16 protein-coding genes are annotated in these 13,646 nt (G+C 70.3%); 7 read left to right on the top strand and 9 right to left on the bottom strand.

The genetic code is table 11. The features are described from left to right. The first annotated feature begins 8 nt into the window (after positions 1–8). From SSMG_RS26355 to SSMG_RS26345, 3 genes are read left to right on the top strand one after another with little or no spacing between them, the layout of a single operon-like run. Entirely contained in the window at positions 9–209 is a 201-nt protein-coding gene (locus tag SSMG_RS26355) for a hypothetical protein (protein ID WP_037714937.1), read from the top strand. Between the two features lie 11 nt (positions 210–220). Beyond that, positions 221–673 (top strand): ribonuclease domain-containing protein, encoded by a 453-nt coding sequence (locus tag SSMG_RS26350; protein WP_009081021.1) that lies wholly within the window; start codon positions 221–223, stop codon positions 671–673. Next, positions 670–1,020 (top strand): barstar family protein, encoded by a 351-nt coding sequence (locus tag SSMG_RS26345; RefSeq protein ID WP_009081020.1) that lies wholly within the window; start codon positions 670–672, stop codon positions 1,018–1,020. The genes SSMG_RS26350 and SSMG_RS26345 overlap by 4 nt, the downstream gene beginning before the upstream one ends. Before the next feature lie 64 nt (positions 1,021–1,084). Here SSMG_RS26345 and SSMG_RS26340 read toward each other — a convergent pair whose 3' ends face one another. After that, on the bottom strand, positions 1,085–1,858 hold the full coding sequence (locus tag SSMG_RS26340) for an enoyl-CoA hydratase-related protein (protein ID WP_037714935.1): 774 nt from the start codon (positions 1,856–1,858) through the stop codon (positions 1,085–1,087). A 96-nt stretch (positions 1,859–1,954) separates the two neighbouring features. Between SSMG_RS26340 and SSMG_RS26335 the strand changes: the two genes are divergently transcribed. Together SSMG_RS26335 and SSMG_RS26330 are read left to right on the top strand one after the other, a co-directional pair. After that, complete coding sequence (locus SSMG_RS26335) at positions 1,955–2,530, top strand: helix-turn-helix transcriptional regulator (protein WP_037714933.1); 576 nt, start codon at positions 1,955–1,957, stop codon at positions 2,528–2,530. Positions 2,531–2,621: 91 nt separating this feature from the next. Then, a complete protein-coding gene (locus tag SSMG_RS26330) occupies positions 2,622–3,746 on the top strand; it encodes a S9 family peptidase (RefSeq protein WP_009081017.1) in 1,125 nt (374 codons plus the stop codon). Between the two features lie 246 nt (positions 3,747–3,992). On the opposite strand, the gene SSMG_RS26325 is transcribed toward SSMG_RS26330, so the two are convergent. The 7 genes from SSMG_RS26325 to SSMG_RS47750 all read right to left on the bottom strand — a co-directional run bounded on the left by SSMG_RS26325 (position 3,993) and on the right by SSMG_RS47750 (position 10,362). Further along, entirely contained in the window at positions 3,993–4,622 is a 630-nt protein-coding gene (locus SSMG_RS26325; RefSeq protein WP_037714930.1) for a hypothetical protein, read from the bottom strand. Between the two features lie 232 nt (positions 4,623–4,854). Next, on the bottom strand, positions 4,855–5,592 hold the full coding sequence (locus tag SSMG_RS26320) for a sirohydrochlorin chelatase (RefSeq protein WP_009081015.1): 738 nt from the start codon (positions 5,590–5,592) through the stop codon (positions 4,855–4,857). Further along, positions 5,589–6,851 carry a sulfate adenylyltransferase subunit 1 gene (locus tag SSMG_RS26315; protein ID WP_009081014.1) on the bottom strand — a complete coding sequence of 421 codons (1,263 nt, stop codon included), beginning with the start codon at positions 6,849–6,851 and terminating at the stop codon, positions 5,589–5,591. The genes SSMG_RS26320 and SSMG_RS26315 overlap by 4 nt, the downstream gene beginning before the upstream one ends. Further along, entirely contained in the window at positions 6,851–7,771 is a 921-nt protein-coding gene (cysD, locus tag SSMG_RS26310; RefSeq protein WP_037714927.1) for a sulfate adenylyltransferase subunit CysD, read from the bottom strand. Before cysD ends, SSMG_RS26315 begins: the two co-directional genes overlap by 1 nt. Positions 7,772–7,781: 10 nt before the next feature. Next, on the bottom strand, positions 7,782–8,477 hold the full coding sequence (locus SSMG_RS26305) for a phosphoadenylyl-sulfate reductase (protein WP_009081010.1): 696 nt from the start codon (positions 8,475–8,477) through the stop codon (positions 7,782–7,784). Further along, entirely contained in the window at positions 8,474–10,174 is a 1,701-nt protein-coding gene (locus SSMG_RS26300) for a nitrite/sulfite reductase (RefSeq protein WP_009081008.1), read from the bottom strand. Before SSMG_RS26300 ends, SSMG_RS26305 begins: the two co-directional genes overlap by 4 nt. 101 nt (positions 10,175–10,275) lie before the next feature. Continuing rightward, complete coding sequence (locus SSMG_RS47750) at positions 10,276–10,362, bottom strand: putative leader peptide (RefSeq protein ID WP_350540000.1); 87 nt, start codon at positions 10,360–10,362, stop codon at positions 10,276–10,278. Between the two features lie 355 nt (positions 10,363–10,717). On the opposite strand from SSMG_RS47750, the gene hemW reads away from it, so the two are divergent. Together hemW and SSMG_RS26290 are read left to right on the top strand one after the other, a co-directional pair. Beyond that, a complete protein-coding gene (hemW, locus tag SSMG_RS26295; protein ID WP_050788287.1) occupies positions 10,718–11,935 on the top strand; it encodes a radical SAM family heme chaperone HemW in 1,218 nt (405 codons plus the stop codon). Positions 11,936–12,005: 70 nt separating this feature from the next. Beyond that, complete coding sequence (locus SSMG_RS26290; RefSeq protein WP_009081002.1) at positions 12,006–12,926, top strand: NADP-dependent oxidoreductase; 921 nt, start codon at positions 12,006–12,008, stop codon at positions 12,924–12,926. Here SSMG_RS26290 and SSMG_RS26285 read toward each other — a convergent pair. Continuing rightward, positions 12,916–13,623, bottom strand: coding sequence for a TetR/AcrR family transcriptional regulator (locus SSMG_RS26285; RefSeq protein WP_009081000.1), 708 nt, complete (start codon positions 13,621–13,623; stop codon positions 12,916–12,918). The genes SSMG_RS26290 and SSMG_RS26285 overlap by 11 nt on opposite strands. Between the last annotated feature and the right edge of the window lie 23 nt (positions 13,624–13,646).

Raw genomic sequence — 13,646 nt, 5'->3', positions numbered from 1 at the left:
TCACACTCGTGTTCGACGGGCTGGCCAACTGGTGGGACGGGGTCGAGCTGTGGCTCGCCCAGGCGTGGTTCCCCGTGCAGTTCGTGCTGGTGATGGCGGTGCTCGTGCCGCTGTGCCTGCTCGCCGCGTGGGCCATCGACAAGCTGGTCGAACGCTTCGGCCGCCGGTTCGGCACGGCCCGTGACGACGAGCGTCCCGGCCGCTCCTAAGCTGGCACACCATGGTCAACCGAAGGCGGATCACCGCTGCGCTCGTCGGTCTCCTCGTGCTGGTGCTCGGCGGGTGGCTCGTCAAGGAAACCGCCGGCTCCTCGGATTCGCCGGCGCCCTCGTCCTCGTCGGGCGCTCCCGCCGCCGCTTCCGGGAAGGTGCCGGGGGCCGATTCGAAGCTGCCGGTCAAACCGTTGTCGTCGCTGCCGCCGCAGGCGAAGGACACGTGGAACCTGATCGAAAAGGGCGGGCCCTACCCGTATCCGCGCAATGACGACGTCGTCTTCCAGAACCGGGAAAAGAAGCTTCCCGCGGAGAAGAACGGCTATTACCACGAATACACCGTGAAGACGCCGGGCAGCCCGGACCGAGGGGCGCGCCGGCTGATCACGGGGGCAGGGAAAGAGTTGTATTACACAGGGGATCATTACGCGTCGTTCGTCGTCGTGGACCCCGCGCGGTGAGCGGGGACACGGCGCGGGCCGCGGCGGACGCGGCTTTCGCGCGCGGGGCTTACCCGCATCAGGTCGACGGAACTCGGACAGTGGACAAGCTGTCGACGCTGGACGCGATCGGCGAGGCGCTGTCTTTCCCGTCTTATTTCGGGCGGAATCTCGACGCGCTGTACGACATGCTCACGGATTTGTCGTGGTTGCCGACCGGCGAGCACGTGCTGATCTGGACCGGGTCGGACGGATTGAAAGCCGCCGAGCCGAAGGCTTATCTGGCGGTGCGCAGCGTGCTGTCGGACGCGCAGCGGGCGATGGGCTCCGGCGACCGGCGGCTGACCTTGGTGCTGGTGGACGATTAAAGGTCCGTGAGGGGAACCCTGAGGGACTCAGAGTCCCTCAGGGTTCCCCTCACGGACAGCAACGTCAGTCCTGCGGAACCCAGTTCGGCTTGCGCTTCTGCGCGAAGGCCTGGATGCCTTCCTGACCTTCTTCGCTGGCGAAGAAGCCCGCGGACAGGGCGTTCATGTCCGCGAAGCCCTCGGCCGGGGTCGCCGGACGCGGACGGGCCAGCAGTTCCTTCGTGGCGGCCAAGGCTTTCGGGCCGCCCAGGGTCAGCGACTTGAGGTAGCCCTCGACGGTCTTGTCCAGCTCTTCCGCCGGGACGCAGGCGTTCAGCAGGCCGATCTCCACCGCGCGCTTCGCGTCGAAGACGTCGCCGGTCAAAAAGAGTTCGTGCGCGGCCCGGGCGTTGAGCCGGGGGAGGACCGTCAGGCTGATGACCGCCGGGACGACGCCGATCCGGACCTCGGAGAAGGCGAACGTCGCTTCCGGGACCGCGACCGCGATGTCGCACGCGGCGACCATGCCGATGCCGCCCGCGCGAGCCGGGCCGGCCAGCCGCGCGACGACCGGCTTCGGGCTCGTCCACAGCTGGTCCAGGATCCGCGGGAACTCGTTCACGCCCTGGTCGGACGAACCGGCGCCGCGGGCCTCCTTCAGGTCCATGCCCGCGCAGAAGACCGGGCCGGTGTGGGTCAGCTGCACCACGCGCACCGCGTCGTCCTCGCGGGCCTTGTCCAGCGACTCGCTCAGTTCCCGCCGCAGCTGCGCCGACAGCGCGTTGCGGTTGTGCGGGGAGTCCAGGGTGATCGTGGCGATGCCGGCCGCCACCTCGTAGTGCACCAGTTCGTCAGCCATGCCTGACACTTTCGCACACCGCTTCCTCGGGAGCCGGGGCGAAGTTCATGCACGAAAAGTCATGCACGAGAACTCGTGCACTGCTACCTTGAGGGCATGGCAGACCCTCGCACCGCCGATTCGAAGGCACTCAAGGCGCTCGCGAACCCGTTGCGGCAGCGGATTCTCGAACTGCTGGCCGCGTCCGGGCCGGCGACCTCGACGACGCTCGCCGAGCGGCTGGGCGTGACCAGCGGCGGGACGAGCTACAACCTGCGGGTACTGGCGGAGAACGGGTTCGTCGAAGAGCTTCCCGAACGCGCGCGCGGGCGGGAGCGCTGGTGGCGCGCGGTGCCGCATGACGTGCGGTTGCCGCCCGAGGCGGAGCGCGATGATCCGGCGAAGGCGGCGATCGGCGAGCTGCACCGGCTGTGGCTCGCGGGCGACACCGAACTGTACGAACGGTTCGAGCGCGAGCGGCCGCGGCTGGGCGAGTGGGCGGACGCGATTCCGTACTCGCGCGGCGCGATCACCGTGACGCTGGACGAGCTGGGCGACTTTTTCGAGGCTTATCTCGCTCTGCTGCGGCGGTATCAGCGGCCGGCCGACGAGACGCCGGAGGGGGCTCGCCGGGTCGAGACGCGGATGCTCGCGTTCCCGGCTCCGGGCGGGGAGGGAGCCGGCCAGGACTGAACCGGAGGAAGGCCTGGGTGCCGAGCGGCCACTCGGCACCCAGGAACAAGGGAAAACGTCGCACGATCTCCCGAAGCAAGGAGAACACTTCATGCTGCCCTGGGGCAAATCGCGGCTCGCCGCCGCGATCCTCGTGCTGGGCTCGGTCCTCGCGACCGCCCAGCCGGTACAAGCACAACCGTCCGCTGACGTCAGTTTCGCCGGAGCCGGCGGAATCACGTTGCACGGCACGGTGTTCCGGCCGGACGGGCCGGCGAAGTCCGCGATCGTCCTGCAAGGCGGGTCGGACTGGAAGACCCGCGACAATCTGCGCGTGCAGGCCGAGATGTTCAAGCGGATCGGCGTCACGACGCTCGTGTACGACCGGCGCACCAGCGGTTATTCCAAGACCCAGCGCGATTACGGCGTGCTGGCGGACGATCTGGTGTCGGCGGTCCGCGCGTTGCGGGCGCAGACGGGAGCCGCCGACGTCGGGGTCTGGGGAGTCAGCGAGGGCGCCTGGGTCGCGCCCCTCGCGGCGACGCGGTCGGACGACATCTCGTACGTGATCACCGTCGGCGGATCCGGGTTGGGCGGAGCCCGGCAGACGTCGTGGTACTGGGGCAATGTCCTTCGCCACCAAGGGATTGGCGGTTCGCTGCTGACGACGTTGCCGGTGCGGGGCACGCGCTTCGCGATCGGCGCGGGACTGTTCCCGGAGGCGGATTACGACCCGGTGCCGGTGCTGCGGCGGCTGAAGCAGCCGATCCTGGCGTTGTGGGGCGACCTCGACATCAACCACGCGCCGGTCGAGAGTTCCCGGATTTTCGCGGACGCGCTCGCGAAGCACCCGAACCACGCCATTCGCTTCATCGCTGGCGGCGGGCCGGATCTCTACGCGACCAGCGACGCCGGATTCAACCGGCTGCCCCGGGTCGTGCCGGGATATGCGGAGGCCGTCGGGGAATGGCTGGCGAATCGGCAGGGCGTGCACGTCGAAACCGCGGCCTTCGCGCAGCGGCCGACGGAAGCACTCCGACCGTTGGCGTGGTGGGAATCTGTGATGGCGCAAGGGATCGCGCTCGCCTTGCTGCTCGGCGGGTTCGCGGTCGGCGGCTTGGTCGCGCTGATTCGCCGCCGGGGGACCAGGTCGTCGCGGTGGCTGGCCGGGCTGGGGACGGCGACGGTCGCCGGGTTCGTCGGAATCCTCAAAAAGGGAAAAAGATGTCCGGGATGAAAAATCTCGGACCGGTGCTCGCCGGGCGTCCGTTGCCGTGGCTGGCAGTGCAGTTAAAAAACGGTCGCGACGGTGGCGGCGCTGGCGGTGACCCTGGCGGGGCTGCGGAAACCGGATCGGCGGCGCGGGGCGATCGCGCCGCTCGTCGCCGGGCTGGTGTTCGTACCGTGGGCGCTCTACTGGGGACTGTTGCTGCCGTGAACCGAGGCGCGGCCACCCGGGCGCAGCGGGTGGCCGCGGTCCGGGTCAGCCGATGGTCGTCGTGGTGAAAACCGGGCTGGGGTTGGGGAAGCACGCGGTCGGCGCGGTCACGTCGCCGATGATGCTGCCGGCCACGGCCTTGAAGGTCAGGCCGGGGTCGCGGTAGCTGGTGCCGGACAGTTTCGTCTCGATGGTGCCGGAGTCGCCCGCCTTGAGGTGCGCGGTGATGGTTGGCAGTTCAAAGGTCGAACCGCCGGCGATCGGGCCGGGGAAGCTCAGCGTTGCCACGCCGTTGGCGACACTGATCGTCGGCGGGGTGTCGCCGAGGCCGGAGCCGCCGGCGAGGTCGGCGCTGACGTAGGTCGAGTTCGCCGGGATCGGGAACTTCAGCGCGAAGGTGTTGATGTTCTTGACTTTGTTGCCGCCCACGTCGCTCGGGACGGTGTTGGGCGCGGGGTCGATGACGACGTCGAACGCCCCGCCGGGCGCGACCGTCGCGGGCGCGGTGACGTCGGCGTTCTGGGTCAGCGACACCTGCTGCGGGCCGACCACCGGCGCGTCGGCCTGGCAGTCGAAGTTGATCGCGGTCGCGGCGGACGCCGGGGCCGCGCGGGCGAGCGGAAGCGCGGCGACCGCCGTCAGCGCGGCCAGCCGGTAAGAGTGAGGTGCTTTCATCTGTGTGCTCCTACCTGCGGGTTTCACGGGGGAGAGAGAAAGCTGCGCAGCGATTAGAGAGTTACCGGCAAGTTAAGTAATACGTCAAGGAGTGACCGTTCACAGGAGCGCACCGTGACGGAAAATGTGAATATCGCTCACCTTGTGGCGGTAGGGGCGGGCCTGATCGGCCGTTCGGGCCTACCGACCGTGGTCCGGCCGGGCGAGCCAGCGACCAGAGCGGGCCGCCCGGTCAGGCGGCGGTCCGCAGCAGGCCGGAGATCGCGGCCGCGTACCGGCCGATCACGACGTCCGCGACGCGCGGGTCGTCGGCGAGCGGTTCGGCGATGAACGCGCCCGGGTCGGCTTCGCGGGCCAGCGAGGCGATCCGGTCCGGCAGCAAGCCCGGGGCCAGGAACCACGACGCCACCACGAGATGCCGGACGCCGCGCTCGCGCAGGCGGGCGGCGGCGGCCGGGATGTCCGGCTGGGCGGCGCTGGCGAACGCCTCGCTCACCGGCATTCCGAGCCGCTTTTCCCAGCGGGTGGCCAATCCGGCGACGACCGCGTTGGCCTCTGGGTTGGAGGAACCGACGGCGCTCAGCAGCACCCCGGTTCCGCCGCGGCGGCGGGCACCGGCGAGCCGGTCCAGGGCGACGGCTTGCAGTGCCGGGTCGGCGCCGAGCACGTCCGACACCTGGATCCGGAACCCGGGGCACTCCGCGGTCACCTCGTCGACCAGCGCGGGCAGGTCGACCCGGGCATGGAAAGCGCTGCCCAGCAACAACGGCACGACGACCGCAGAGCGGTGCCCGTAGGCGTACAGCTTGCGCAGCACGTCCGTGACGCGCGGCTCCGACAGGTCAAGGAACGATTCGTGCACGTCCAGCCCCGACGCCTGCGCACGGACGACGTCGACCAGCGCCCGCACCGTCGCGGCGGAGCGGGGGTCGCGACTGCCGTGCGCGACGGCGACCAGGGGCGGCGTCACGAGAACCGCTCGCCGACGAGACCGGCGGCGAGCGTGTCGCCGTCCTTCGGGTCGATCACCAGGAACGCGCCGGTGCGCGGGCTCACGCCGTAGTCGTCCACCGGCAGCGGCTCGGCCAGTTGCAGGCTGACGCTGCCGATGTCGTTGAGTTCCAGGCTTTCTGGAGAGTCCACACTGGACAGGGTCTGCTCGTCGAACCGGGCGTGCAACTCGGTGGCGAGCCCCTGCACGGTCCGCGTGCCGTGCTTGATCAGCACCCGTGCGCCGGTCTTGAGCGGCTTCGACGACAGCCAGCACAGCGTGCCGGTGATCTCGTCGGTCACCTCCGGCGGCGCGTCGGCGGCCGCGATCAGGTCGCCGCGGCTGATGTCGATGTCGTCGGCGAGCAGCAGGGTCACTGAGGTTCCGGCACCCGCTTCCTCCAGCGGTCCGTCCGCGGTGTCGATCCGCTCGACGCGGCTGCGGATCCCGTGCGGCTGCACGACGATCTCGTCGCCCGGGCGCACCGTGCCCGCCGCGATCTGACCGGCGTAACCGCGGTAGTCCGGGTACTCGGCCGTGCGCGGGCGGATCACATACTGGACCGGGAACCGCAGCGCGGAATCGTGCGGATCCGGGGCCGCCGGCACGTTTTCCAGGTGCTCCAGCAGCGACGGCCCGTCGTACCACGGGGTTCGCTCGGACCGCGTCGCCACGTTGTCGCCGACCAGAGCGGAGACCGGGATGGCGACGACGGACGCCGAGTCGTAGCCGAGGGATTCCGCGTGCGCGGTGAACTCCTTGGCGATGACGCCGAAGGTGTTCTCGTCGTAGCCGACGAGGTCGATCTTGTTCACCGCCAGCACCAGCTGCGGCACGCCGAGCAGCGCGAGCACGGCCGCGTGCCGCCGGGTCTGCTCGACCACGCCGTTGCGCGCGTCGACCAGCAGCACGGCCAGCTGCGCGGTGGACGCGCCGGTGACCGTATTGCGGGTGTACTGCACGTGCCCGGGCGTGTCGGCCAGCACGAACGACCGCTTCGGCGTGGCGAAATACCGGTACGCGACGTCGATCGTGATGCCCTGCTCGCGCTCCGAGCGCAGGCCGTCGACGAGCAGCGACAGGTCCGGAGTGGACAGTCCTTTGTCGACAGACGCGCGGGTGACCGCGTCGAGCTGGTCGGCGAGGACGGACTTGGTGTCGTACAGCAGCCGGCCGACCAGCGTGGACTTGCCGTCGTCCACGCTGCCCGCGGTGGCCAGCCTCAGCAGGCTCGACATCAGAAGTAGCCCTCCCGTTTGCGGTCTTCCATGGCCGCCTCGGACATCCGGTCGTCGGCGCGGGTGGCGCCGCGTTCGGTGAGCCGCGAGGCCTGGACCTCGGCGATGACTTCCTCCACAGTGGACGCCGTGGACTCGATCGCGCCAGTGCACGAACCGTCGCCGACGGTCCGGTAGCGCACGCTCAGCTCCCGCACTTCCTCGCCGGGACGCGGCCCGCCCCACGGGCCCTCGCTGAGCCACATGCCGTCGCGCTGGTAGACCGCGCGCTGGTGGGCGTAGTAAATCGAAGGCAGTTCGACCTTTTCGCGGGCGATGTAGTTCCACACGTCCGCTTCGGTCCAGTTGGACAGCGGGAACACGCGGACCTGCTCGCCCGGACGGTGCCGTCCGTTGTAGAGGTTCCACAGCTCCGGCCGCTGCCGGCGCGGCTCCCACTGGCCGAAAGCGTTGCGCAGGCTGAAGATCCGTTCCTTCGCCCGCGCCCGTTCTTCATCGCGGCGGCCGCCGCCGAAGACCGCGTCGAACTTGTTCTCCGCGATCGTCTCCAGCAGCGGCGTGGTCTGCAGCGGGTTGCGCAGGCCGTCGGCGCGCTCCTCGAGCCGCCCGTCGTCGATCCAGTCCTGGACCTTCGCGACGACCAGCCGCAGCCCGTGCTTTTCCACCACGCGGTCGCGGAACTCCAGGACCTCGTCGAAGTTGTGCCCGGTGTCCACGTGCAGCAGCGGGAACGGCACCGGCGCGGGCCAGAAGGCCTTGATCGCCAGGTGCAGCATCAGCGTCGAGTCCTTGCCGCCGGAGAACAGGATCACCGGCCGGTCGAACTCGCCCGCGACCTCGCGGAAGATGTGGATGGCCTCGGACTCGAGTGCGGCGAGATTGTCTACCGCGGCGTCGGCCGCCGGTTCCAAAGTCGTCATGCTTCCTTCCTCAGCCATGCAGTCCGCACTCGGTTTTGGCCTGCCCCGCCCACCGGCCGCTGCGCGGGTCCTGCCCCGGCTCGACCTTCGCGGTGCACGGCGCGCAGCCGATCGAGAGGTAGCCGATCGACACCAGCGGGTTCTCCAGGATCCCGTTCGAGTGCAGGTAGCCGTTGAACTCGTCGTCGGTCCACGCCGCGATCGGGTTGATCTTCACCAGGCCGTTGCGCTCGTCCCAGGTGACGATCGGCGTGTTCGCGCGGGTCGGCGCGTCCACCCGGCGCACGCCGGTGACCCACGCCGAGTACTTGCCGAGCGTCTGCCGCAGCGGCACGACCTTGCGCAGGAAACAGCACTGGCCGGGGTCGCGTTCGTGCAGCTTCGGCCCGTACTCCGCGTCCTGCTCGGCGACGCTCTGCTCGGCCTGTGCGTTGACGATCCGCACTTCCGGGTACACCGTCTGCACCGCGTCGCGCACCCCGAGGGTTTCGGCGAAGTGGTAGCCGGTCTCCAGGAACAGCACGTCCACCGCGGGCTTGACCTTCGTGACGAGGTCGATCAGCACGGCGTCCTGCATGTTCGAAGCCACGATGAAGTCGTCGCCGAAGGTCTCGGCCGTCCAGCGCAGCGCCTCCTCGGCGGTCGCGTCGGCCAGTTCCTTCTCGGCGCGTCCGGCCAGAGCCCGGTAGTCCGCCACGGCGGTCACTGCAGCACCCCTTCGTCCGCCCGCAGCGCCCACTGCGGGAACCGTTCGCCCGGCTCGCGGCCCGCGACGTACGCGCGCACCACGCGTTCCACGTACTCGACCAGTTCGCCCGCGGTGACCTTGTGGCCGCGCAGCTTCCGGCCGAACCCGGCGTCGAGGCCGAGCCCGCCGCCGAGGTGCACCTGGAACCCCTCGACCTGGTTGCCGTCGGCGTCGGTGACGATCTGGCCCTTGAGCCCGATGTCGGCGGTCTGCACGCGGGCGCAGGAGTTGGGGCAGCCGTTGAGGTGCACCGACACCGGCGTCTCCAGCTGCGCGTTGATGTCGGCGAGCGACTTCTCCAGGTCCGCGACCAGCTGCTGCGCGCGCACCTTCGTCTCGACGATCGCGAGCTTGCAGAACTCCAGCCCGGTGCACGCCATCACGCTGCGCCGCCACGGCGACGGCTTGGTCTGCAGGCCCAGTTCGGCCAGCTCGGTCTCCAGCGCCGCGACCTTCTCCTCGGGCACGTCGAGCACGACCAGCTTCTGGTGCGGGGTCAGCCGCACCCGCCGCGACCCGGCCCGTTCGGCCGCGTCGGCGACCGCGACCAGCGTGCTGCCCGACACCCGCCCGGCGACCGGCGCGGCCCCGACGTAGTAGTTGCCGTCCTTCTGCGGATGCACGCCGACGTGGTCGACCGGCGTGTCCGGGTTCTCCGGCGGCGGGCCGTCGATCAGCTTCCGCTTGAGGTACTCGGTTTCGAGGACCTCCCGGAACTTGTCGATGCCCCAGTCCTTGACCAGGAACTTCAGCCGGGCCCGCGAACGGAGCCGCCGGTAGCCGTAGTCGCGGAAGATCGAAACGACGCCTTCCCAGACCTGCGGCACCTCGTCCAGCGGGATCCACGCGCCGACCCGCTGCGCGAGCATCGGGTTCGTGGAGAGCCCGCCGCCGACCCACAGGTCGAGGCCGGGGCCGTGCTCGGGGTGGTTGACGCCGACGAAGGCGACGTCGTTGATCTCGTGCACGATGTCCGGCAGGCCCGAGATCGCGGTCTTGAACTTGCGCGGCAGGTTGGCGAACCGCGGGTCGCCGATGTACCGCTCGCGGATCGCGTCGATCGCCGGGGTCGCGTCGAGCACCTCGTTCGCGGCGATGCCGGCGACCGGCGAGCCGAGCACGACGCGCGGGCAGTCGCCGCACGCCTCGGTGGTGGACAGGCCGACGTTCTCCAGCCGGGACCAGATGGACGGCACGTCCTCGATCCGGATCCAGTGGTACTGCACGTTCTGCCGGTCGCTGATGTCGGCGGTGTCGCGCGCGTGCTCCCGCGAGATCTCGCCGACCACCCGCAGCTGCTCGGTGGTGAGCGCCCCGCCGTCGATGCGGACGCGCATCATGAAGTAGCGGTCGTCCAGCTCTTCGGGCTCCAGCAGCGCGGTGCGGCCGCCGTCGATGCCCGGCTTGCGCTGGGTGTAGAGGCCGAACCAGCGGAACCGGCCGCGAAGGTCGCCCGGGTCGATGGAGTCGAAGCCGCGGTGCGCGTAGATGTTCTCGATCCGCGCGCGGACGTTCAGCGGGCTGTCGTCCTTCTTCGAGCGCTCGTTCGGGTTCAGCGGCTCCCGGTAGCCGAGCGCCCACTGACCCTCGCCGCGCTTCTGGCGAGTCCGAGGCGCGCGGGCCTTCGCGGGCGTCTCACGCGGGGGTGCGGACATGGAGATCCTCCGGGCGGGGTGGTCGAGGCGGCTCCGCCGCGGCGTCGGTGCGGGGCGGGCCGGTGGTCCAGGTGGCGGGCTGGGCAGGCTTTGCGCGGGAGTCAGCGAACAGGCCGGCAGAGCGCGCTCGCGACCCGCAGAAGGTCGACGTGGCGGCGCGCCACGAGAAGGACACCGGCAGGACTCACCGGCTCAGATTGCCACGCGGGCCGAACGTCGTCCAAGGGCGTCCGGATCGTGGGAGAAGGCTCACTCCAGCGGTGCGAAACGGCCGCGGATGTGCATTGGCCGGGCGATCTGCCAGGTATTTCCCGGCTTTCGGACGCATCGTGGGACGGTTTCGGGCGCTTGTCAACCGGGTGCTCGGCGGGCGGCGCATCGTTCGGCGGCCGAACTTTCCTCCACTGTCCTGCGGCGCTGCACCGTACGTGAGGGGAACCCTGAGGGTCTCTGAGTACGTGAGGGTTCCCCTCACGTACGGTGCCTTGCCTGTCGCGGCTCGGGGGCCGGGGCTGCGCGGCGACCCGGGCGCGGCGGGGGAGAATGGACGTCGTGCCTGTTCCCGACACCCACCGTCCTCCAGCCGGACTGCCCGAGACCGCGCTCGCCGGCCTCGGCACCCGGCCGTTCGGCGTGTACGTCCACGTGCCGTTCTGCGCGACCCGCTGCGGTTACTGCGACTTCAACACCTACACCGCGGGCGAACTCGGCTCCGCCGCCTCGCCCCGGTCGTGGCTGGACGCGCTGCGGCGCGAGCTGGAGCTGGGCGCGGAGATCCTCGGCAGCGCGCCGCCGGCGGAGACGGTGTTCGTCGGGGGCGGGACGCCGTCCCTGCTCGGCGCGGACGGGCTGGCCGAGGTGCTCGACGGCGTGCGTTCGGCGTTCGGGCTCGCGCCGGGCGCGGAGGTGACGACCGAATCGAACCCGGAGTCCACTTCGCCCGAGTTCTTCGCGGGCATCCGTGACGCGGGTTACACCCGGGTGTCGCTGGGCATGCAGTCCGCGGCCCGGCACGTGCTGAAGGTGCTCGACCGCGTGCACACGCCCGGCCGTCCGGTCGACGCCGCGCGCGAGGCCCGGGCCGCCGGGTTCGAGCACGTCAATCTCGACCTCATTTACGGCACGCCGGGGGAGCGCGTCGAAGATCTGCGGGCGTCGCTGGACGCGGTTCTGTCGGCGGGTGTCGATCACGTGTCGGCGTACGCGTTGATCGTGGAGGACGGCACCGCGCTGGCCCGCCGCGTGCGACGCGGCGAGCTGCCCGCTCCGGACGACGACACGCTGGCCAGCTACTACGAGTTGATCGACTCGGTCCTCGCCAGTGCGGGCTTGACCTGGTACGAGGTGTCGAACTGGGTGAGCGACGAGGCCGCACGGTGCCGCCACAACCTCGGCTACTGGCAGGGCGGCGACTGGTGGGGCGCCGGACCGGGCGCGCACAGCCACGTCGGCGGCGTGCGGTGGTGGAACGTCAAGCATCCGGCCAAGTACTCCAGCCTCCTCGCCGAGGGGCAGAGCCCGGAGGCCGACCGCGAGGTGCTCACGCCGGAAGACCGGCACTTGGAGCGGATCATGCTGGAGCTCCGGATCTCCGACGGCCTCGCGTTGTCCGCGCTCGACGAGGCCGGGCTCAAGGAGGCCCGGGCGGCCGCCGCGGAAGGCTTGCTCGAACAGTCCGATTTGGACAGTCAGGGCCGCGCGGTGCTCACCGATCGCGGCCGCCTGCTCGCGGACGCCGTGGTCCGGAGGCTCGCCGGCTGAATTTTCGCCCGCCGGGCATAAATCCGTTCGATCGTTTGTTGGGCTAACCATACGAGCGAGGGAGACGCGTATGCCGCAAGCGGTCAGATACGGCGAACACGGCGGGATCGAAGTGCTGCAGCTGGCCGAAGTGCCCCGGCCGGCGCCGGAATCCGGGCAGGTGCTCGTGCGGGTCCGGGCCGCGGGGATCAATCCGGGGGAAACGAAGATCCGGGTGGGCGCGCTGGCGGAGCGCTGGCCGTCGACCTTCCCGTCCGGGCAGGGCAGCGACCTGGCCGGAGTGGTGGAGGAACTGGGCGCGGACGTCGAGGAAATCCAGGTCGGCGACGAGGTCGTCGGATTCGTGCACACCCGCTCCAGCCACGCCGAGTACGTGCTCGTCCCGGCGGAGCACCTCGTCCCGAAGCCGAGCGGGCTGTCGTGGGAGGTCGCGGGCGGGTTGTTCGTGGCCGGAACGACCGCGTACGCCGCGGTCGCCGCGGTGTGCCCGCGCGAGGGCGAGACGGTGGTCGTGTCGGGGGCCGCGGGCGGGGTCGGCTCGCTGGCCGTGCAGCTGGCGAGGCTCACTGGGGCGACCGTGATCGGCATCGCGAGCGAAGCGAACCACGAGTGGTTGCGCGAGCACGACATCGTCCCGATCGCGTACGGCGAAGGGCTCGAAGAGCGGCTCCGCGAGCTGACCGGCGACCAGGTGCACGCGTTCGTCGACACCTACGGCGACGGTTACGTCGAACTCGCCCTGCGGCTCGGCGTCTACCCCGGCCGGATCGACACGGTGGTCGACTTCGCCGCCGCCGAGAAGTACCGGGCGAAGACCGACGGCAACATCGCCGGGGCCAGTGCCGAGGTCATGCGCGACCTCGTGGCGTTGGCGGACAAGGGATTGCTCGACGTCCCGATCGCCGCGACGTACCCGCTCGCCGAAGTCCAGGCCGCCTACCGCGAACTGGAACAGGGCCACACCCGCGGAAAGATCGTGCTTACCTGCTGACCATCGCCGCCAGCCCCGCCACGAACGCCTCCAGGGCGAAGTCGAGGCGGGGCCGGCTGGTCTCCGCGGTGAAGAATTCCCCGGCCCGCAAGAGGTTCGGGAACGCGCTCGCGGGCAGCGACCGCATGTAGTCGGCCATCTGCCGCCCGCGCTCGCTCATTTTTCCCGGGTCGTAGTCGCCGAAGGTCCAGCCGCTGGCCTCGTACGCGAATGCCTTGGCGTACGTGCTCAGCGCGTCGCCGGCGAACACCGCCCGTTTGAGGTCCAAGCCGCCCGCGCGCAGCAGCTGCAGCATGACTTCGCCCTGCCGCAGCGAATTCGGCGTCACCGGGATCGGCGTCTGCCACGCGACTTTCGCGATGCCCGGATACGCCATCATCGCCCGGATCTGGTGCCGTACTTGCTCTTTGACCTGTTCGGTCCACCGCTGCGGATCCGGTTCCGGGCACGGCACCTCGCTGAGCGCCGCGTCGAGCATCAGCTCGTCGAGTTCCTCTTTGTTGGCCACGTACGCGTAAAGCGACGCGGGCCCGGTCTCCAGCTGCTGCGCGACCCGGCGCATCGAGACGGCGTCGATGCCCTCGGCGGCGAGGATTTCGAGCGCGGTTTTCACGATCAGTTCCTGCGACAGCATCTGCTTCGCGGCGCGCCGGCGCGGGCTCGGCGTCCGGCGCCAGGGCGGGGGCGGTGCGGTCATGTCCGAAGCCTAGCCGACCCCGC

This window comes from Streptomyces sp. AA4, assembly GCF_000158875.1.
GTDB lineage: Bacteria > Actinomycetota > Actinomycetes > Mycobacteriales > Pseudonocardiaceae > Amycolatopsis.
This window is presented reverse-complemented; position numbering and strand designations above follow the sequence as displayed.

Coding starts and splice junctions, on each gene's coding strand:
- SSMG_RS26300 (WP_009081008.1), bottom strand. CDS start 10,174: ATGTCCGCACCCCCGCGTGAGACGCCCGCGAAGGCCCGCGCGCCTCGG.
- SSMG_RS26325 (WP_037714930.1), bottom strand. CDS start 4,622: ATGAAAGCACCTCACTCTTACCGGCTGGCCGCGCTGACGGCGGTCGCC.
- SSMG_RS26335 (WP_037714933.1), top strand. CDS start 1,955: ATGGCAGACCCTCGCACCGCCGATTCGAAGGCACTCAAGGCGCTCGCG.
- cysD (WP_037714927.1), bottom strand. CDS start 7,771: ATGACGACTTTGGAACCGGCGGCCGACGCCGCGGTAGACAATCTCGCC.
- SSMG_RS26315 (WP_009081014.1), bottom strand. CDS start 6,851: ATGTCGAGCCTGCTGAGGCTGGCCACCGCGGGCAGCGTGGACGACGGC.
- SSMG_RS26330 (WP_009081017.1), top strand. CDS start 2,622: ATGCTGCCCTGGGGCAAATCGCGGCTCGCCGCCGCGATCCTCGTGCTG.
- hemW (WP_050788287.1), top strand. CDS start 10,718: ATGGACGTCGTGCCTGTTCCCGACACCCACCGTCCTCCAGCCGGACTG.
- SSMG_RS26350 (WP_009081021.1), top strand. CDS start 221: ATGGTCAACCGAAGGCGGATCACCGCTGCGCTCGTCGGTCTCCTCGTG.
- SSMG_RS26285 (WP_009081000.1), bottom strand. CDS start 13,623: ATGACCGCACCGCCCCCGCCCTGGCGCCGGACGCCGAGCCCGCGCCGG.
- SSMG_RS26340 (WP_037714935.1), bottom strand. CDS start 1,858: ATGGCTGACGAACTGGTGCACTACGAGGTGGCGGCCGGCATCGCCACG.
- SSMG_RS26290 (WP_009081002.1), top strand. CDS start 12,006: ATGCCGCAAGCGGTCAGATACGGCGAACACGGCGGGATCGAAGTGCTG.